Raw genomic sequence first — 17,667 nt, 5'->3', positions numbered from 1 at the left:
TTATTTGCAGTGTTGAGGTAAAAGTCAAAACAACTACCTATTATCCTCCGCAAAAATGATCTTCCGACGCGCGCTGGTGCGCGAACTTGTATATAACTGTCTGGCGGTGTTTCTGGTGCTCATTGCGATCACCCTGAGCACGCTGTTCATCCGCCTGTTGGGCGATGCGGCGCGCGGCAAACTGGCGCTGGATGCAGTATTTGCCTTTCTCGGCTTTGGCCTGCTTGGTTTTCTACCTGTACTGCTGTCGCTGGCGCTGTTCATTACCGTCATGATGACCGTGTCGCGCGCATACCGGGATAGTGAAATGGTGGTGTGGTTCAGCGCCGGACAAGGCTTGCTCAGCTGGATCCGACCTGTGCTGTATTTTGCCCTGCCTATGGTGTTTTTAATTGCAGTTCTTAATCTTGCCGTGATCCCGTGGGCATTGCAGAAAAAGGAAGTGTACAGTGCGGTGCTGAATAACCGCGACGATATGTCGGCAATTTCTCCGGGCATGTTCATTGAATCCAGAAATGCGGACAAGGTTTATTTTGTCGAAAGCCTGTCCCAGATTGGTACGCGGGTGAAAAACGTGTTCATGCAATCGCTGGACAACAACCAGCTGGGGATTGTAGTCGCCAAGGAAGGATTTCATACCGAATTGCCCAATGGTGAGCGCTACCTGGTGCTGGAAAATGGTCGCCGCTATGAAGGGGTGCCGGGGCGTGCTGATTACAAGACGGTCGAGTTCGGACGCTACTGGATCCGAATCGAGCCAGCGCACTTTGTCGCTCAGCAGACCTTTGAACCCAAGGTCTTGCCCACGGGCAAGCTGTTGCGAGATCCCACGCCGGCCAATATGGCAGAACTGGTGTGGCGTTGGAGCTTTCCGATCAGCGCAGCGGTCCTGGCGCTTATGGCGATTCCGCTGAGCTTCGTGAATCCGCGTGCCGGGCGCTCGTTCAAACTGCTTTTGGCATTGCTGATTTACGTGATCTACAACAACCTGCTGGGTATTTCCCAGGCCTGGGTGGCGCAACAGAAAATCTCGCCGCTGGTGGGCATGTGGGCAGTGCATCTGCTGATGGCAGGTGTGCTGGTGTCGATGTTCTATCAGCGCATTTCAATGCGCCCGTGGTGGCGTTGGCGCCGATGAAAATTCTGGCACGTTATCTGGCGAAGGAAACCCTGGTCAGTTCACTGTTTGTGTTTACAGCGTTGATGACCCTGTACGCATTTTTTGATTTGCTCAATGAACTAGGCTCATTGGGGCAAGGTGGGTATGGCCTGCTCAATATCCTGACCTTTGTGGCCCTGAGTGTCCCGGGCCACGTCTACGAACTGTTGCCGGTGGCTGCGCTGATCGGCACGCTGTTTGCACTGGCGCGCATGGTCGCCAATTCCGAGTTCACCATCATGCTGGTGTCGGGCATATCGATCCAGCGTGTGGCAGGCTATCTGATGGGTGTCGGGCTGCTCTTTACCGCGTTGACGTTTGTGTTTGGCGAACTGATCGCCCCTGTCTCTGAGCGTTATGCGCAGCAGGTCAAGCTGACTGCAACCCATGCGCTGGTAGCACAGGCTTTTCGTTCTGGGCTATGGGTGCGTGACGGGCAAAGCTTCATCAATATCCGTGAAGTGACGCCGGGAAACGAGTTGCGCGACGTGAATATCTATGCGTTTGACGATGCCTTTCGTTTGCAGAAAATCAGCCATGCAAAGCAAGGCGATTATCTGCGCGATAACCGTTGGCGCCTGCAGGATATTACCGAGACCCAATTCGGCAATGGTAATGTCAGTGTGAGTCATAAGCCTGAAGAAGTTTGGCGTTCGGTTCTGACTCCGGGGATTATGAGTGTGCTGCTGGTCGCGCCGGAAAAAATGTCCGCATCCAATTTGTGGTCGTACATCCAGCATCTGCGCAAGAACAAACAAACAACCGAACGTTATGAAATCGCCCTGTGGTCCAAGCTGTTTTACCCGCTTTCAGCTCCGGTGATGATGTTGATTGCATTGCCGTTTGCCTATCACCGGCCGCGTTCTGGCGCAGTGGGGGCCCGGGTGTTTGCCGGGATTATGCTCGGACTGGGGTACCACTTGCTCAACCGCCTGTTTGCCTACCTGGGGCTGCTCAATGACTGGCCGCCGCTGATCAGCGCCGTCTTGCCGACGCTGGTATTCCTGCTGGTGGCGATTGCGATGATACGCAAGGTGCAGAGGCAATAGGCTTAAACGTCAGTTCTCACCAGTCGCGTGGCAGCGAGACGGTCATGCAGAAACTGCTTGTCTCGATCAAACAGCGCCCAGATCAGGCTGATGCCAAATGCCGGGATAAGCACAAGAGCCAGCACGAAGCGTAGCAGAGCCTGTTTCAAGGTGATCGGGGCGCCTTCGAGATTAACCACTCGAATACGCCAGGTTTTCATCGCCAGCGTTTGTCCGCGTAACCATGACCAACTGAAATAAGCCGCCATCATCAGCAGTAAATAAACCTGCAAAAGCGCTTTGAATAGAGGTGAAGAGGCGTTGTGCGTCAGCGCTAGAAACAGATAATCTGCAATGAATAATAAGGCCAGCAACAGCAGGGATTCATAAATTATTGCCGAAATTCGGCGCCATAAACCGGCTGTTGGCAGCGAAGGAGTTGCACTTTTTTCCATAATCTCTATTCTATTCCAAAAGGCAGTAAAGCTACGCTCGTAGTTTCGACGCAAGCATAACAACGGAGGAGGGGGAGATGCATATAGCAAAACAACTCATGGCCATCCCGGGCGTCATTGCAGCCGGAGAATACGCCTATCGGGGCGATCGTTACACTTACGAAGGCGGGCTGACCGATGAACAAGCCCGCATGGCGTCCATTCTGTGCCGTGCCAATACACTCAACGTCAGTATGCAAGCGGAAATGTTCAGTTCATTCGCCGAGCATTGCGGCTGTCGTCCGCTGCAGGGCTGGATTGTGCGCGGAAAACAGCTCAGCGTGTGCGCGGTGGGCAATTTTTTCTGCCTGCTGGAAAACCGCCAGGGCGTACTGAATGACGTGATGACGGTGATGCGCGCCAAAGTAGGCGATATCAGCGACAACGTGATGCAGGTCATGTACTCCAAAATCGGCGGCGATGTCACCGAGCAACTCGTTTAATCTAAAAATTCTAAATTGTAACAGGAGGTAACAATGGATCTGGCCAAACTGATGGAAGTCCCCGGCGTAATGGCAGCGTTTACTTACACCGACAAAGGTGATCTGACCGGTCAGATGATCAAGGAAGGCAATGAACTAACACCGCAGGTGCTGGATCTGCTGGCGCACACTTGTGTCGCCAACATGGCGGTCGCCACCATGGAAGCGCGCGGCTGGGAAGCGCTCACTGGTCAAAAAGGGTTTGAGCCGCTGCAGGGATTTTCCCTGGTAGGACTGGATTGGTCGGCGGTCGTAAATGGTAATTGCGGCGTGGTGGTCAAAAACCGCGATGCCGATTACGAGGCAGCCTTCGCCGCTATTTCTGCCTGCACGGCATAGGAGCGAATATGTCGCTCAAACGAATTTTAGTACTGGATGGCGTGATAGCCGTGTGTCGTTTTCAGGACGATGGCACGATCCTCGAAGGCGAAGGCGTGATCCCGGCAGAAATGCAAGGGCGCCTGGCGCAGTTTGCGCAATGGTACCGGCGCATGGTGGCGGGCAATACCGACCTGTTTTCGTTGTTTTCCCAGATGCGCGGCTGGACTCCAGCCAAAGGCTGGATTGTGCATGGCGCCAATATGACCGTGTGCAATGTAGCCAACCTGGTGGCGATGGTGGATAACCGGGAAGCTTCCCTCAATGAAATCATGGCGGCGCTGGAACACGCATCACATGAGTAAACCCACGTAGAAGGTGGCCGCAAAAATGCCGCTACTGGCGGCGTTTTTGCTTGTTTGCTACATTAGATGTTTTTTTAAATCCATTTTTTCATGCAAAGTGATCTCAAGGCGCTGGAATTTGACGGTATTCGCCGTATTCTTGAACGCCTGACTTTTTCTCCTTATGGTGCCGACGCGGCACGCAACCTGGAGCCAGCCCCCAATCTCGATATCGCACGCGAAATGCAGCGTGCCGTCAGTGCTGCACGCGAGGCAACGGATGCCTATAAGCTGCCGCGCGTTAATCAGGTGCCGGATATCCGCCCGGCATTACGTCAGGCTGCACAACCTGGTGCCGCGTTGCCCGCCAGTGGGTTGCATAACTTGCGCCAGGTAATGCAGGCCGGCCTGATGTTGCGCGAGCTGGTGAGCGTTTACCCCGCCTTATTCGCACGTATCAATGAGCTCAAGGCGCCCGCAGCGCTGGTCGAGGTGCTGGACAAAACCATCAGCCATGCCGGACGTTTGCGCGAAGACGCCACGCCCGCACTGGATGCCTTGCACAAGCAATACCATCAGGTGCGGCAGGAACTTGAGGCCCAGCTCAAGACGCGCATGGCAAGCCCGGATGTGGCCGGCATGTTCGACGAAAACAGCCGGGTACATTGGCATGGCGCACGTGCCGTATTGGCAGTGCGCGCCACCCACGCCGACCAGATGAAAGGGGTGCGGCGCGGCTCGATAGGTGGTGGGCGTGACATTCTGATTGAGCCGATCGAGGCGGTTGGACATAACAATCGCCTGGAAGCGTTCAATGGCCAGATCGAGGGGCAGAATCAAATCGTGCTGCGCGCGGTGACTGATGAAGTGCGCGCTCATCTAGACGATTTGAACCGCCTGGTGGATGCGATTACCTGGCTGGATCTGGCGCTGGCCGCCGGACAATTTTCCGCAGCGCTCAACGCCAGCGCGCCAACGCTGGTGGATGAGCCAAAAGTGGTGCTCGAGCAGGCCTATCATCCGCAGTTATTGCTGCAATTTCAGGAAAAAAATATCGCCCGTCTGGTGCCGCTCAGCATCCATCTGGGCGATGGGCAGTCCATGATGGTGATTACCGGGCCCAACACCGGTGGCAAGACGGTAGTGCTGAAAACGGTCGGATTGCTGGTCACCATGGCTCATTGCGGCCTGCATCTACCCTCGGAAGGCGATTGCATTATCGGTAATTTCAACCGGGTGATTGTGGATGTGGGCGATAAACAAAGTCTGCATAATCACCTGTCCACGTTTGCGGGGCACGTCGAGGCGCTGAAAAGGCTGCTGGAGGAAGCCGATCAGCACACCCTGGTGTTGATGGATGAGTTGGGTACCGGCACCGATCCGGAGGAAGGCGCATCGCTTGCCATGGCTGTGTTGGATGAGCTTGCTAGCCGCCATGTGCATGGCATTGTGACCACCCACCTTACACCGCTCAAGACCTTCGCCGATGATCACGCCTATTTGTGTAACGCCTCGATGCGCTTCGATTATGCAAGTCTGTCGCCCACTTACGAACTGGAGTTTGGCAAGTCCGGGCAATCCCTGGGTTTGATTATTGCCGAGAAAAACGGCCTGCCCGGCGATTTGGTGAATCGTGCGCGCAGTTATTTGACCCAGATTCATGCGGCCAAACAAAAGCCGGAATAAGTCCGGAATCGACTATGGTTTTTTTGACCTGCCAGTCGATAACCATTAGTATTAAAGGTTCTACAAATTAGGCAGATTGGCCATAGTATGGAATTGACGGGCGCCGAAATTACCGTGCGCTGCCTGGCTGAGGAGGGAGTCGAATTTGTATTCGGCTATCCGGGCGGGGCAGTTCTCAATATATACGACGAGATTTTCAAACAGGATAAATTCAAGCACGTTCTGGTGCGTCACGAGCAGGCTGCCGTGCATGGGGCAGATGGCTACGCACGCTCCAGTGGCAAAGTGGGAGTGGCATTGGTCACTTCCGGCCCGGGCCTGACCAATGCCGTAACGGGTATTGCCACTGCCTACATGGATTCCATTCCCCTGGTGATCATCAGCGGTCAGGTTCCGGTCCCTGCCATTGGCATGGATGCGTTCCAGGAAGTGGACACGGTTGGCATCACGCGCCCCTGCGTCAAGCACAATTTCCTGGTGAAAGACATCAAGGATCTGGCAACCACGATCAAGAAGGCGTTCTACATTGCCGCTACCGGCCGCCCCGGCCCGGTGCTGGTGGATATCCCCAAGGATATTACCCAGCAAAGCCACGAATTCGCTTACCCGGAAACAGTGACCATGCGCTCCTATAGCCCGGTGGTTAAGGGGCATTCCGGGCAGATAAAAAAAGCCGTGCAAATGTTGCTCGAAGCCAAGCGCCCGATGATTTACGCGGGTGGCGGTGTGGTGTTGGGCAATGCGGCAGCCCAGTTGACTGAGCTTACCAAACTGCTTGGCTACCCCGTTACCAACACGCTGATGGGGTTGGGCGCTTATCCGGCGACGGATGCCCAGTTTCTGGGGATGCTCGGAATGCACGGCACTTACGAAGCCAATATGGCCATGCAGCACAGCGATGTCCTGCTGGCGGTGGGCGCACGTTTCGATGATCGCGTGATCGGTTCACCCGAACATTTCGCCCGCGATGCGCGTCGCATCGTGCACATTGATATCGACCCGTCATCCATTTCCAAGCGCGTCAAGGTGGATGTGCCGATTGTCGGGGATGTGGGCGGTGTGCTGGATGAGATGATCAAGCTTATCAAGGCCGGCAAGGAAAAGGCCGAAGCCAAGGCAATCACGGCCTGGTGGACGCAGATTGAATTGTGGCGCGCCAAGAATTGCCTCAAATACAATCATGCCAGCCCCATTATCAAACCCCAGTTCGTGGTGGAAAAGCTGTGGGAAGTGACCGGCGGTGATGCTTTCGTGACCACCGACGTGGGGCAGCATCAGATGTGGGCGGCGCAGTACTATAAATTCGACCAGCCGCGCCGCTGGATTACCTCGGGCGGCCTTGGCACCATGGGTTTCGGCCTGCCTGCCGCGATGGGTGTTCAACTGGCTCATCCGGGTTCCGATGTGGCTTGTGTAACCGGCGAATCCAGTATCCAGATGTGCATACAGGAGCTGTCTACCTGCAAGCAGTATCATCTGCCGCTGAAAATCGTGAATCTGAATAATCGCTACATGGGCATGGTGCGCCAGTGGCAGGAATTCTTCTACGGGAACCGTTATGCCGAGTCCTACATGGATTCCCTGCCGGATTTTGTCAAACTCGCCGAGGCGTATGGACACGTTGGCATGAAGATCGAGAAGCCCGCAGATGTGGAGCCTGCGCTGCGCGAAGCGTTCGCAATGAAGGAACGGCTGGTGTTCATGGATTTCATCACCGACCAGACCGAGAACGTGTTTCCGATGGTGCCGGGCGGCAAAGGCATCAGTGAAATGATCCTGGCGGAGGAGTTGTAACATGCGCCATATCATTTCACTGTTGATGGAGAACGAAGCGGGCGCCTTGTCGCGCGTGGCCGGGCTGTTTTCTGCGCGAGGTTACAACATTGAATCTCTGACCGTCGCGCCTACCGAGGACGCTACGCTGTCGCGCATGACCATCGTTACACGCGGCTCGGAAGACGTGATCGAACAGATCATCAAGCAGCTCAACAAGCTGATAGACGTGGTGAAAATCCTCGACCTGTCCGACGGCAGTCATATTGAACGCGAGCTGATGCTGGTAAAAGTACGCGCCTTCGGCAAGGACCGCGAAGAAATGAAGCGCATGGCGGAAATTTTTCGCGGGCGCATCATCGATGTAACTGAAAAAACCTACACGATTGAATTGACTGGACCAGGTTCCAAATTGGACGCTTTTATCGAGGCGCTTGACCAGTCAGCTATTCTGGAAACGGTACGTACTGGTGCTTCCGGCATCGGCCGCGGCGATCGCATTCTTAAAGTTTGATTTAACTTAACAAGGAACATGCTATGAAAGTTTATTACGATAAAGACGCCGACCTTTCCCTTATCAAAAAGAAAAAGGTCGCGATCATCGGTTATGGTTCGCAAGGCCACGCACATGCCAACAACCTGCAGGACTCCGGGGTTAAAGTGGTGGTCGGTCTGCGCAAGGACGGCGCTTCGTGGAACAAGGCCAAAAAAGCCGGGCTGGCAGTGAAGGATGTAGCCGAGGCCGTCCAGGGTGCGGATGTAGTGATGGTACTGGTGCCGGACGAACAACAACCGGATGTGTATCGCAACGATATTGAACCTAATCTGAAAAAAGGCGCAGTGCTCGCATTCGCCCACGGCTTCAATGTCCATTACGGCCAGATCACCCCACGCAAGGATGTGGACGTGGTGATGATTGCGCCCAAGGGCCCGGGTCATCTGGTGCGTTCTACCTACACCCAGGGTGGCGGCGTGCCTTCACTCATCGCCGTGCATCAGGATGTGTCCGGCAAGGCGCGCGACCTTGCGCTGTCGTATGCAGCAGCCAACGGCGGCACCAAGGGTGGCGTGATCGAAACTTCGTTCCGTGAAGAAACCGAAACCGACCTGTTCGGAGAGCAGGCCGTGCTGTGTGGCGGTTGCGTGGAACTGGTGAAAGCCGGTTTCGAAACGCTGACCGAAGCCGGTTATGCACCTGAAATGGCCTACTTCGAATGCCTGCACGAGCTCAAGTTGATTGTCGACCTGATGTATGAAGGCGGCATCGCCAACATGAACTATTCCATTTCCAATAACGCCGAATATGGTGAGTATGTGACCGGTCCCAAGGTCATCGCCGATCAGGCGCGTGCTGCCATGAAGCAGGCGCTGGCCAATATCCAGAACGGCGAATACGCCAAGAGCTTTATTCTGGAAAACAAGGCAGGTGCTGCAGGTATGCACGCCAAACGCCGTCAGAATGCCGAGCATCCGATCGAGATCGTGGGTGCCAAGCTGCGCGCCATGATGCCCTGGATTGGCAAAAACAAACTGGTGGATCAAGCCAAGAACTAATCAGTACAAACTGATCGGGAGGCACGGAGACGTCAAAACATTGTCGCTCCGTGCCTTTATTCATTTATTAAGTACGCTCAAAATTGAAAAACTATCCCCATCCCATTATTGCCCGTGAAGGTTGGCCGTTTCTGGCGGCTGCCGTGTTGATTTCCATTGTTGTAAGCGTATTCGCAGGCTGGCTGTGGGCATTGCCACTGTGGGTGATTACACTATTCATATTGCAGTTTTTTCGTGATCCGCCACGGCTTATCCCGCAAGGCGAAAATCTGGTGTTGTGCCCGGCAGATGGGCGCGTGATCAAGGTGGAGCGCGTTACCGACCCTTATCTCAAACGTGAGGCGCAAATGGTGAGTGTGTTCATGAATGTGTTCAATGTGCACTCGAATCGCAGCCCGGTGGATGGCACGATTAAAAAGGTGTGGTACTTCCCCGGCAGTTTCGTGAATGCTTCTTTGGAGAAAGCTTCTGTCGCCAATGAGCGCAATGCCTTGTGGATCAAGACGAAATCCGGGCAGGATGTGACTTGCGTGCAAATCGCGGGGTTGGTGGCACGCCGTATCCTGTGTTATGTCAAAGCCAAGGATAAGCTGACCCGTGGCCAGCGCTATGGCTTTATTCGATTTGGGTCACGTGTGGACGTCTATCTGCCGCTGACCGCGCGGATTAAAGTGTCCCTGGGCGACAAGGTAAGCGCCAGTAGCGACGTACTGGCTGAGCTATAAAGCAGACATGGCTGACAATCGTCCCATCAAATCGATGAGCAAAGACCGCACGCAGCGGCGCGGCATCTATCTGTTGCCCAATCTGTTTACCACGGGCGCCCTGTTTGCCGGGTTTTACGCGATCGTGCAGGCGATGAATGGCGCCTATGAGCTGTCTGCCGTGGCGATTTTTATTGCCATGGTGCTGGACGGTCTGGATGGTAGAGTGGCGCGACTGACCCATACCCAGAGCGCGTTTGGTGCAGAGTATGACTCGCTGTCGGATATGGTTTCATTCGGTGTGGCGCCTGCACTGGTAGCCTATGTCTGGGCACTCAAAGGCATGGGCAAACTGGGCTGGATTGCCGCCTTTATCTACTGTGTGGGTGCTGCGCTGCGTCTGGCGCGTTTCAACACTCAGCTGGAAGTGGCTGACAAGCGGTATTTTCAAGGTTTGCCAAGCCCGGCTGCCGCTGCCCTCATCGCCGGACTGGTCTGGGTGATGAATGAATATGGTGTTCAGGGTGCCGATGTGCGCTGGCTTGCCTTGGCCGTGACGCTATTCGCCGGGTTGACCATGGTCAGCAATATTCCCTACTACAGTGGCAAGGAAATCAATCTGCGCCGCAGTGTGCCCTTTGTGGTGGTATTCCTGATTGCGATGGTATTTGTGCTGGTTGCCTATAGCCCGCCCGATGTATTGTTTGCAATTGTCGGGCTGTATGCCCTGTCAGGCTATGCGATGTGGGTATGGCAATGGTGGCACCGCAGGCGCGCCAGGATTTCTGAAGCCAACAAATAAGAGCAAATGTTTGCTTAGTACCGGATGGAGTCTTTCATGAAGCAAGACCATTTAATCATTTTCGATACTACCCTGCGTGATGGCGAGCAAAGCCCGGGTGCTTCGATGACGCGCGAAGAAAAAGTACGCATCGCTCGCCAGCTCGAGCGGATGCGCGTGGATGTCATTGAGGCAGGATTCCCGGCCGCCTCCAATGGTGATTTCGAATCGGTCAAAGCGGTGGCGGATGCCATCAAGGATAGTACCGTATGCGGCTTGGCGCGGGCGCTGGAACGTGATATCCAGCGTGCCGGGGAGGCGCTGCGCGGTGCCAGGTCGGCGCGCATTCATACCTTTATTGCCACCAGCGCCATCCACATGGAAAAAAAGCTGCGCATGAGCCCGGATCAGGTCATCGAGCAAGCGGTCAAGGCGGTCAAATGGGCGCGCCAATATACCGATAACGTGGAATTTTCTCCCGAGGACGCCGGGCGCTCCGATCCGGATTTCCTGTGCCGTGTGCTGGAAGCGGTGATCGATGCCGGGGCTGGCACGCTGAATATCCCTGATACCGTTGGATATAGCATGCCTGGCCAGTTTGGCGAGCTGATCCGCGATCTGCGCAATCGTATCCCCAATGCCGACAAGGCGGTGTTCTCGGTGCATTGCCATAATGATCTGGGCCTGGCGGTGGCCAATTCACTGGCGGCGGTATTGAATGGCGCGCGCCAGGTGGAATGTACGATCAATGGCCTGGGCGAGCGCGCCGGCAACGCCGCGCTGGAAGAAGTGGTGATGGCAGTGCGTACCCGCCAGGATGTGTTTGGCTGCGAAACGCGTATCGATGCGACACAGATCATGCCTGCCTCGCGCCTGGTGTCCGGCATCACCGGTTTTGCGGTGCAACCGAACAAGGCCATCGTCGGTGCCAATGCATTTGCCCATGAATCCGGCATCCATCAGGATGGCGTGCTCAAACATCGCGAAACCTACGAAATCATGCGCGCCGAGGATGTGGGCTGGAGTGCGAACAAAATGGTGCTGGGCAAGCACTCGGGACGCAATGCATTTCGTACGCGCCTGACCGAACTGGGTATCGAACTGGGTTCGGAGGAGGCGCTCAATGCCGCTTTCGCCCGCTTCAAGGAACTGGCCGACAAGAAGCACGATATTTTCGATGAAGACTTGCAGGCGCTGGTCAGTGACGAGGCAGCCGCCAATACCCTCGAGCTATTCAAGCTGGTATCGCTCAAGGTGTGTTCAGAAACGGGCGAGATTCCCAGCGCGCGCGTCGTGATTGCCGAAAATGGTCTGGAGAAAGATGGCAGCGCCATAGGGGGTGGCCCGGTAGATGCCGCATTTCGAGCATTGGAGTCCATCGTCAATAGCGGAGCCGAGTTGCAGCTCTATTCAGTGAACAACATCACTACCGGTACGGATGCGCAGGGTGAAGTGACTGTGCGGTTATCCAAAGGCGGGCGGATCGTGAATGGACAAGGCTCAGATACCGATATCGTGGTCGCTTCGGCCAAGGCTTACTTGCATGCGCTGAACAAGCTGCACAGTAAATTGGAACGTGCACATCCTCAGGTATGACAAGTTTGCAGGTAAAGGGTTGGTCAGATTGAAGGGCCAAGCTTAACGGGCAATTGGTCCACGCGCTGCAGGCCGCCATACGGTGTAGCAGCCTTGGAGTGATAGAGTGCGGTGTCAACTTTATCCAGTACGGCTTCCAGGCTGCGCCCATCTCGGGGCGCCTCGCCCATGCCGATGGTTGCGCTGCACTGATAGCCATGCGCGGTGCACCAGTGAGCGAAAGCTGTCTGAATGCGCCGGGCAATTGCTTCACTCTGGTCAAGCGGAGTTTCCGGCATCAAAACGATAAATTCATCGCCGCCGTAACGCGCCCTGATATCGCCGACGCGGGTATTTTCGAACAGGATGTCGGAAAAACGCCGCAATACCTGGTCGCCATGGGCGTGTCCGTGATCATCGTTGACGCGTTTGAACTGATCCAGATCCACAAACATCACGCTGGCCATGCCGCCATAGGTTGCAATGCGATCAAACAATGATGTGGCGGTTTCCACCAAGCCGCGGCGATTCATCAATCCGGTCAGCGTGTCCTGTTTACTGCTGCGTTCCAGCAGATGCTGGGCGGTCTCAATCCGGCTCATCAGGACGTAGGCGTAAATCAGAATAATGCTGCCGAACAGGTTGAGAAAAATCATCCCGGCCGAGATGCCGTGTGTGCCGTAGGCGAAGCGAAAACTGAGTGCCAGCATGATAGCGAGAAAGCTCCCTACCAGCGCTTCACCAAACATGCGCATCCCGTAACGCATGCCATTGCCCAGCACAATCATGATGAATACCACCAGCGATGGTGGAATATCATAGGGGTCATTCACCATGCACGTGGCGACCAGGGCGATGTCCACCCACATCGCCAGCCGGTAACGCGCAGGATGAACAGGGTGACGCCATGCGTGATAAAACGCAGCAGTAGTGAACACAAAATAACTGGCGAAAATAATATTGAGCGTGGCGAGCGGTATATGCTCACCGGGCGTGACTGCCGGGATATTGAAAAATGCCCATCCCAGCGCGCAAAAAAGATAGCGGGTGAGAAACTGGATACGCTGTTCGCCAAATGTAGGGAACCGCATCGTCGTATGGGGGGGATGTGGGCCGCGCCGCTCCTGTTCCCGCCGGTCATCGGGCTCGCGGCGGTCACTGGCACGGCGTAGCGGTGGGGGGTGTTCCATCCCGAGTGAGCCTTGTTTAGTGAATTATGATTGCGAAATCATCCCACTAATGATTACTATGGGCAAGGCGTCCGAGATCGCGTGCGTAGTAAATGGCGCTGAGAAAAAAAATGGTTGAGAGGATAATTTCACCTCCGGCAAGCCATGCCGATAACCCCTGATCCGACCAGGCTCGCACCACGCCCTCGGTGAAGTAAAGCAGAATCAGCATGGAGGCCCACTGGTAGGTATAACGTTTGCCGCGCAGGATGCCGAACAGAGGAAATAGCAGAGGCAATACTTTAAGAATCAGCATCGAACCACCAGGCTTGAGCGGTGCGAGCCAACCTTCCCACGCCACCAGCAGGAATATCAGCGCGATCAGGCTGGCAATGCTGGTGTAATGCAGTATGACGATGCGCTTCATGCGCGGCATGCCTCGGCCATGGCAACCAGTGCGCTACGCGCACTTTGTGCATCCAGCACCGGCTGGTTGAAATCGAAGCGCAGTTGCTGCGTATCGACACGTATGTCGAAGCCGTCAGTATCGATCCCGACCATTTGTGCCGAGTTAGTATCCACGCCATGAAAATGGCGACAATAAGCCGCCAGGTTGTGCTGATGGTCCGTATTCATATGCGCGATGATCGCGTCCTCCTGAGCCGCCAGCTGGTTCTCTGGTGCAGCAAAACTGCTGACTTCGATCCAGTGGATTGCGCCAAAGCCTCCGATGTAACGGATATGCGCCGGCTCAATCCGGTAAAAGAAAAAGTCATGGGTGGCAAAGTAATCAGCCGCACCCGGAAAGTAACGCAAATAGCGCGCCCTGAGCGCAGTCTGGTCTTCCATGCGGGCGCAATGGCCAACCACTGTCACCCGTGCGTTGGCTTGTATGTCGGTACTGGAATCGTGTGCCAGCAGGCTGACGCGTGGGTCTGCAGCGATATTCTTGGTATGTTCGGCCAGCGTGCTGATGAGGATGACCGGGCGTGCCTGATGATCCAGTACAAAAGGGGTAACCGAGCCGAACGGGTAGCCATCGAGTTTTTTCGATAGCGTGGACAGCACCCCGTGCTGTTGCCGGCGTAGCAAGCGTCGTGCGTCGATATTGCTCATATGGCCAGCTTCAATGCTGTTTGCGCGAGGCGCTTGCCGAGCGCGAATGCAAGTTTGCGTTCATCTTCGCTGATCGGTCGATCGCCTGCCGCTCCGGCCACATGGCTGGCGCCGTAAGGTGTGCCGCCGCCGGCTGTAGCGGTGAGCTCGGGTTCGGTATAGGGGATGCCGAGCACTATCATGCCATGGTGCAGCAGTGGCATCATCATCGACAGTAGGGTGGTCTCCTGCCCGCCGTGCATGCTGGAAGTAGAGGTAAACACTGCCGCCGGTTTGCCTGCCAGCGCCCCTTTCATCCACAGCCCTGCAGTGCCATCCCAGAAATATTTCATGGGTGCTGCCATGTTGCCAAAACGCGTGGGGCTACCGAGCGCCAGGCCGATGCATTGCTGCAGATCTTCCAGTTCGACATAGGGAGCACCGTTTTCCGGTACCGGTGGGGCTGCGGTTTGAGTGACGGACGCAACCTTGGGTACGGTGCGAATGCGCGCCTGCGCACCGGGCACTGAATCTATGCCGTGCGCGATAATCTGTGCCAGCTGTTTAACTGCGCCGTTCTGGCTGTAATAAAGTACGAGTATGTCTTGCATGGTAAATACCTCTTTTTCATTCTGCATTATATCGTCTGAAGCTTAGCTGGATGCCCAGGACAATTTGGGCAACACTCAAAAGAATTCGTTCAGACCGGGCCCGGCGCATGGGCGTCTTCAAATTTACCGATGGTGTGCGGTATTGATGATGGCTGGATGTTTGGACAGGGCTGACACGGATGTTGAATTTCCACAAACGCCTAGCTGATTTTCTGGAATTCAAACAAATCGAAGTTGTGGGTGTGTTCCAATACTTTGCCGGGCAGTATGCTGCTGTTGGTGGCCGCGCTTAATTCGAGCGGCATATCCGGAACATAAACGCCGCGTGGTACCAAAAGCTGCTGAGGCAATTGCAGTATCGGGTTGGCCGGTAATAGCAAGGCTGGCTGATTGGTGCGGATTCGGCCTACTGCGTTGCGTATCCATACCGGTTGCGGATTGGGTGACAACATTTGCAGGCCGAACTCAATCTGGTCGGCAGGGGAGTTACGCAACCAGCGCACCACGCCTATATTCCAGAGGGGTAGCTGGTGTGAGCGTACCGCAACCACCTCACCCACTTTCAGATTGACGCTGGTGCTGTTGCGTTTATGCAGGGCCAGTCCACTGGCACTGTCATTGGTCACGATCCAATGGGTCGCGATGGTGTCGGTACGATGGTTGCGGCCAAGAGCCGAAATAGTGCTGATGCTGATTTCGTCTGGGTCCAACGTGCCTTGTTGGGTGTTATCGGGCGTGGGGTGCGCCGCCAGCAGAAAGCCATGGATTGCCCGGATGCCGGTACAGAGTTCCGCCTCGTCATCGCTTCCACCGCGCCGGTTGAAATGCCGGGTTGGTTCGTGTCCCCAATTGCGTATCAGCCGCTGCAATAAACCCTGATATGTCGCTTCATCTGCATAGCCTGGCAATCCCAGCTGAGCTGCCGATTTGCCTGACTTGAGAAGGTTGAATAACTGGTGGAGTCGACGTGCGAGTTCCAGGGTATTGAACAAATAGTCACGGGCAGGATCAGTGCTGCCGGTGTAACGGAATAATGGCAGCGGCGGTTGATCTTTATCCGGACTGATCAAAAACAGGCCATTGGTCTGTACTGGTGTTGTCAGTGGCTGGGTTTGTGCAATGTCGCCATACAGTCTCAGCAGATCGAGCACCTTGCTGACCTCACCCAGAGTCAGACGGTAGGGATCTGCCGTGGCAATCAGTAAACACAGACGATAGAGTTGACTGACGCTGGCGGGAGGCGTGTCGGTGATGATGTCATCCTGTACATTCTGGTGAACGGCATAACGGTAAATTTGATGTATTTCTGACCACAGGCCGGTCGGTACATCCGCGTAGCCTTCGTAACACAAGGTCAGCAGGCGCGAATTGGCGGACAAAATGCGCTGCATGGTTTGCGTCTGATCCGGCTTGCCTCGGAAACTGAGAAGGCGTCCGCTGCTCGCCTGTAGCACTATCTTGTAACCGTTGGCCAATTCGATCAGGAGTTCGCGTGCCAGTGTTGCAAGCTGGTGCTGTTTTTCTGTCAATGGCAAGGCAGCGTCACTGATTTGCAGTTTAACGGCGCCAGTTAATGTGTGTACGGTGATGCGGTATAGTTCCAGCAGTTTCTGGCGGGAGTCATCTGCTATAGCCTGGCGGTTTTGTGCTGCGAGAGAGAGCAACAGTGCCTGCGCTGATTCATGCAAATTGGCAACAGGTAAACGTTCCAGCCATGTTTGCAAGTATTTTGGACGTGTTTCGGCGAGATGGCTTAGGCTTGGATCAGGAACGGGAAGCGCGAGATTGAGGTGCATGTGGCGCCGGATATTTGTTTTAGGTGTGGTGAGAAAATTCTAGGGCTTATCTGCCAATTTGTAAAACCAGCGTGTCGTTAAGCGGGAAGCCAAGCAGGTATAATGCCACGGATGAAAAAAACAAAATGTATTGAATGGTCTGTTGCAGCGATCGTATGGGCATTGCTGTCGTACGCCATCCACTACTGGTTGGGGTTGCAAATGCTTACTGTCGGTACGCTGCAATGGAGCTACGGCCTGAGTTATGCTGTTTTGGCTGTGCTGGTACTGGGCTCAGTGGCGCGACTGCGCATAACCGCCCAGGCGCCGGTATGGCGCATGCTGGCATTGCTGGTCTCGACTGCGCTGGCGGCGCTGGAAATCAGACTGCAAGGCCATCCCCGGCAAGATTTTGTGATGTTGCTGGCGGCAGCGGTGGTGGGCGCGTCTGCGATAATAATCATTGCCAGGTATTTGCCGCGCAAGGTTTTGCAGCGTTGGTTTGGCATAGAGGAGCAAGAGTGAAATTCCTGGAATTAATGTTCGAGGCTGCCTTGTGGCGCAGCCGGTATATGGTGGTGCTGGCGGTGGTGGCGAGTATGGCTGCTGCGGTAGCGGTCATGTACATGGCGACGGTGGATGTGGTGTATCTGGTCGGTCATGTCGTGCATTACGCGGATCCGGGTCTGTCGGCCGATGCGCGCAAGGCAATCCACGACGAGACGATTACCCATGTGGTGGAAGTGGTGGATGGCTATCTGCTCGCCACCTTCATGCTGATTTTTTCACTCGGCCTGTATGAGCTGTTCGTCAGCGACATTGACGAGGCGCACGGCAGCCGCGCGTCCAGCAAGATTCTGGTGATCAACAATCTGGATGACTTGAAACAGCGTCTGGCTAAAGTCATCCTGATGATTCTGATCGTCACCTTGTTCGAGAAAGCGCTGCAAATCAAAATGGATAGCCCGCTGGATCTGCTCTATCTGGGTGGCGGTATTGCCCTGATCGGTGTGGCGCTGTACTTTACCCATGCGGCAGAATCTCACGGCAAGGTGGGTGATGAGCCCGATGAAAAGGCTGGCTCGGGACACTGAGCAAGAAGCTAAAGACGGCCAGCGA

At 55.2% G+C, this 17,667-nt stretch carries 20 protein-coding genes; 14 read left to right on the top strand and 6 right to left on the bottom strand.

Going from position 1 to position 17,667, the window contains the following annotated elements; translation table 11 throughout:
* Positions 1 to 55: 55 nt before the first annotated feature.
* Together lptF and lptG are read left to right on the top strand one after the other, a co-directional pair.
* On the top strand, positions 56 to 1,138 hold the full coding sequence (gene lptF, locus EI185_RS09160; RefSeq protein WP_124704835.1) for an LPS export ABC transporter permease LptF: 1,083 nt from the start codon (positions 56 to 58) through the stop codon (positions 1,136 to 1,138).
* The gene (gene lptG / locus EI185_RS09155) at positions 1,135 to 2,208 is read left to right on the top strand and encodes an LPS export ABC transporter permease LptG (protein ID WP_124704834.1); all 1,074 of its coding nucleotides are present in this window, start codon (positions 1,135 to 1,137) and stop codon (positions 2,206 to 2,208) included. The genes lptF and lptG overlap by 4 nt, the downstream gene beginning before the upstream one ends.
* Before the next feature lie 2 nt (positions 2,209 to 2,210).
* On the opposite strand, the gene EI185_RS09150 is transcribed toward lptG, so the two are convergent.
* On the bottom strand, positions 2,211 to 2,696 hold the full coding sequence (locus tag EI185_RS09150; RefSeq protein WP_223247757.1) for an RDD family protein: 486 nt from the start codon (positions 2,694 to 2,696) through the stop codon (positions 2,211 to 2,213).
* 23 nt (positions 2,697 to 2,719) lie between these two features.
* Between EI185_RS09150 and EI185_RS09145 the strand changes: the two genes are divergently transcribed.
* The 10 genes from EI185_RS09145 to EI185_RS09100 all read left to right on the top strand — a co-directional run bounded on the left by EI185_RS09145 (position 2,720) and on the right by EI185_RS09100 (position 11,919).
* Entirely contained in the window at positions 2,720 to 3,124 is a 405-nt protein-coding gene (locus EI185_RS09145) for a DUF2173 family protein (RefSeq protein ID WP_124704832.1), read from the top strand.
* A gap of 33 nt (positions 3,125 to 3,157) precedes the next feature.
* Positions 3,158 to 3,502, top strand: coding sequence for a DUF2173 family protein (locus EI185_RS09140; protein WP_124704831.1), 345 nt, complete (start codon positions 3,158 to 3,160; stop codon positions 3,500 to 3,502).
* An 8-nt stretch (positions 3,503 to 3,510) separates the two neighbouring features.
* On the top strand, positions 3,511 to 3,846 hold the full coding sequence (locus EI185_RS09135; RefSeq protein WP_124704830.1) for a DUF2173 family protein: 336 nt from the start codon (positions 3,511 to 3,513) through the stop codon (positions 3,844 to 3,846).
* Positions 3,847 to 3,936: 90 nt separating this feature from the next.
* Positions 3,937 to 5,511 carry an endonuclease MutS2 gene (locus EI185_RS09130; RefSeq protein ID WP_124704829.1) on the top strand — a complete coding sequence of 525 codons (1,575 nt, stop codon included), beginning with the start codon at positions 3,937 to 3,939 and terminating at the stop codon, positions 5,509 to 5,511.
* A gap of 87 nt (positions 5,512 to 5,598) precedes the next feature.
* Entirely contained in the window at positions 5,599 to 7,305 is a 1,707-nt protein-coding gene (locus EI185_RS09125; protein ID WP_124704828.1) for an acetolactate synthase 3 catalytic subunit, read from the top strand.
* A 1-nt stretch (position 7,306) separates the two neighbouring features.
* Positions 7,307 to 7,798: an acetolactate synthase small subunit gene (gene ilvN / locus EI185_RS09120; protein ID WP_124704827.1), complete on the top strand. Its 492-nt coding sequence runs from the start codon at positions 7,307 to 7,309 to the stop codon at positions 7,796 to 7,798.
* 23 nt (positions 7,799 to 7,821) lie between these two features.
* Positions 7,822 to 8,838 (top strand): ketol-acid reductoisomerase, encoded by a 1,017-nt coding sequence (gene ilvC / locus EI185_RS09115; protein ID WP_124704826.1) that lies wholly within the window; start codon positions 7,822 to 7,824, stop codon positions 8,836 to 8,838.
* 83 nt (positions 8,839 to 8,921) lie between these two features.
* Entirely contained in the window at positions 8,922 to 9,563 is a 642-nt protein-coding gene (locus EI185_RS09110) for a phosphatidylserine decarboxylase (RefSeq protein WP_124704825.1), read from the top strand.
* 7 nt (positions 9,564 to 9,570) lie between these two features.
* Positions 9,571 to 10,344 (top strand): CDP-diacylglycerol--serine O-phosphatidyltransferase, encoded by a 774-nt coding sequence (gene pssA / locus EI185_RS09105; RefSeq protein WP_124704824.1) that lies wholly within the window; start codon positions 9,571 to 9,573, stop codon positions 10,342 to 10,344.
* 36 nt (positions 10,345 to 10,380) lie between these two features.
* Positions 10,381 to 11,919: a 2-isopropylmalate synthase gene (locus EI185_RS09100; RefSeq protein ID WP_124704823.1), complete on the top strand. Its 1,539-nt coding sequence runs from the start codon at positions 10,381 to 10,383 to the stop codon at positions 11,917 to 11,919.
* A gap of 23 nt (positions 11,920 to 11,942) precedes the next feature.
* Here EI185_RS09100 and EI185_RS09095 read toward each other — a convergent pair whose 3' ends face one another.
* The 5 genes from EI185_RS09095 to EI185_RS09075 all read right to left on the bottom strand — a co-directional run bounded on the left by EI185_RS09095 (position 11,943) and on the right by EI185_RS09075 (position 16,569).
* Complete coding sequence (locus tag EI185_RS09095; RefSeq protein WP_124704822.1) at positions 11,943 to 13,088, bottom strand: GGDEF domain-containing protein; 1,146 nt, start codon at positions 13,086 to 13,088, stop codon at positions 11,943 to 11,945.
* A gap of 46 nt (positions 13,089 to 13,134) precedes the next feature.
* On the bottom strand, positions 13,135 to 13,494 hold the full coding sequence (locus EI185_RS09090) for a DUF2069 domain-containing protein (protein ID WP_124704821.1): 360 nt from the start codon (positions 13,492 to 13,494) through the stop codon (positions 13,135 to 13,137).
* Positions 13,491 to 14,183, bottom strand: coding sequence for a HugZ family pyridoxamine 5'-phosphate oxidase (locus EI185_RS09085; RefSeq protein ID WP_124704820.1), 693 nt, complete (start codon positions 14,181 to 14,183; stop codon positions 13,491 to 13,493). Before EI185_RS09085 ends, EI185_RS09090 begins: the two co-directional genes overlap by 4 nt.
* Positions 14,180 to 14,773, bottom strand: coding sequence for an NAD(P)H:quinone oxidoreductase (gene wrbA, locus EI185_RS09080; protein WP_124704819.1), 594 nt, complete (start codon positions 14,771 to 14,773; stop codon positions 14,180 to 14,182). Before wrbA ends, EI185_RS09085 begins: the two co-directional genes overlap by 4 nt.
* A gap of 200 nt (positions 14,774 to 14,973) precedes the next feature.
* The gene (locus tag EI185_RS09075; protein WP_124704818.1) at positions 14,974 to 16,569 is read right to left on the bottom strand and encodes a cyclic-di-GMP receptor FimW-related protein; all 1,596 of its coding nucleotides are present in this window, start codon (positions 16,567 to 16,569) and stop codon (positions 14,974 to 14,976) included.
* 111 nt (positions 16,570 to 16,680) lie between these two features.
* Here EI185_RS09075 and EI185_RS09070 point away from each other — a divergent pair, with 111 nt between their 5' ends.
* Positions 16,681 to 17,073, top strand: coding sequence for a hypothetical protein (locus EI185_RS09070; protein WP_124704817.1), 393 nt, complete (start codon positions 16,681 to 16,683; stop codon positions 17,071 to 17,073).
* Positions 17,070 to 17,642 (top strand): YqhA family protein, encoded by a 573-nt coding sequence (locus EI185_RS09065; protein ID WP_124704816.1) that lies wholly within the window; start codon positions 17,070 to 17,072, stop codon positions 17,640 to 17,642. The genes EI185_RS09070 and EI185_RS09065 overlap by 4 nt, the downstream gene beginning before the upstream one ends.
* Positions 17,643 to 17,667: the final 25 nt, after the last annotated feature.

This window comes from Sulfuriferula multivorans, from assembly GCF_003851125.1.
Lineage (GTDB): Bacteria > Pseudomonadota > Gammaproteobacteria > Burkholderiales > Sulfuriferulaceae > Sulfuriferula > Sulfuriferula multivorans.
Note: the sequence above shows the minus strand (reverse complement) of the source record. Positions and strands in the feature narration are given on the sequence as shown.

Excerpts from the sequence above, each read along its gene's own strand:
- lptF (WP_124704835.1), top strand. The coding sequence starts at position 56 with ATGATCTTCCGACGCGCGCTGGTGCGCGAACTTGTATATAACTGTCTG.
- lptG (WP_124704834.1), top strand. The coding sequence starts at position 1,135 with ATGAAAATTCTGGCACGTTATCTGGCGAAGGAAACCCTGGTCAGTTCA.
- EI185_RS09145 (WP_124704832.1), top strand. The coding sequence starts at position 2,720 with ATGCATATAGCAAAACAACTCATGGCCATCCCGGGCGTCATTGCAGCC.
- EI185_RS09140 (WP_124704831.1), top strand. The coding sequence starts at position 3,158 with ATGGATCTGGCCAAACTGATGGAAGTCCCCGGCGTAATGGCAGCGTTT.
- EI185_RS09135 (WP_124704830.1), top strand. The coding sequence starts at position 3,511 with ATGTCGCTCAAACGAATTTTAGTACTGGATGGCGTGATAGCCGTGTGT.
- EI185_RS09130 (WP_124704829.1), top strand. The coding sequence starts at position 3,937 with ATGCAAAGTGATCTCAAGGCGCTGGAATTTGACGGTATTCGCCGTATT.
- EI185_RS09125 (WP_124704828.1), top strand. The coding sequence starts at position 5,599 with ATGGAATTGACGGGCGCCGAAATTACCGTGCGCTGCCTGGCTGAGGAG.
- ilvN (WP_124704827.1), top strand. The coding sequence starts at position 7,307 with ATGCGCCATATCATTTCACTGTTGATGGAGAACGAAGCGGGCGCCTTG.
- ilvC (WP_124704826.1), top strand. The coding sequence starts at position 7,822 with ATGAAAGTTTATTACGATAAAGACGCCGACCTTTCCCTTATCAAAAAG.
- pssA (WP_124704824.1), top strand. The coding sequence starts at position 9,571 with ATGGCTGACAATCGTCCCATCAAATCGATGAGCAAAGACCGCACGCAG.
- EI185_RS09100 (WP_124704823.1), top strand. The coding sequence starts at position 10,381 with ATGAAGCAAGACCATTTAATCATTTTCGATACTACCCTGCGTGATGGC.
- EI185_RS09095 (WP_124704822.1), bottom strand. The coding sequence starts at position 13,088 with ATGGAACACCCCCCACCGCTACGCCGTGCCAGTGACCGCCGCGAGCCC.
- EI185_RS09090 (WP_124704821.1), bottom strand. The coding sequence starts at position 13,494 with ATGAAGCGCATCGTCATACTGCATTACACCAGCATTGCCAGCCTGATC.
- EI185_RS09085 (WP_124704820.1), bottom strand. The coding sequence starts at position 14,183 with ATGAGCAATATCGACGCACGACGCTTGCTACGCCGGCAACAGCACGGG.
- wrbA (WP_124704819.1), bottom strand. The coding sequence starts at position 14,773 with ATGCAAGACATACTCGTACTTTATTACAGCCAGAACGGCGCAGTTAAA.
- EI185_RS09075 (WP_124704818.1), bottom strand. The coding sequence starts at position 16,569 with ATGCACCTCAATCTCGCGCTTCCCGTTCCTGATCCAAGCCTAAGCCAT.
- EI185_RS09070 (WP_124704817.1), top strand. The coding sequence starts at position 16,681 with ATGAAAAAAACAAAATGTATTGAATGGTCTGTTGCAGCGATCGTATGG.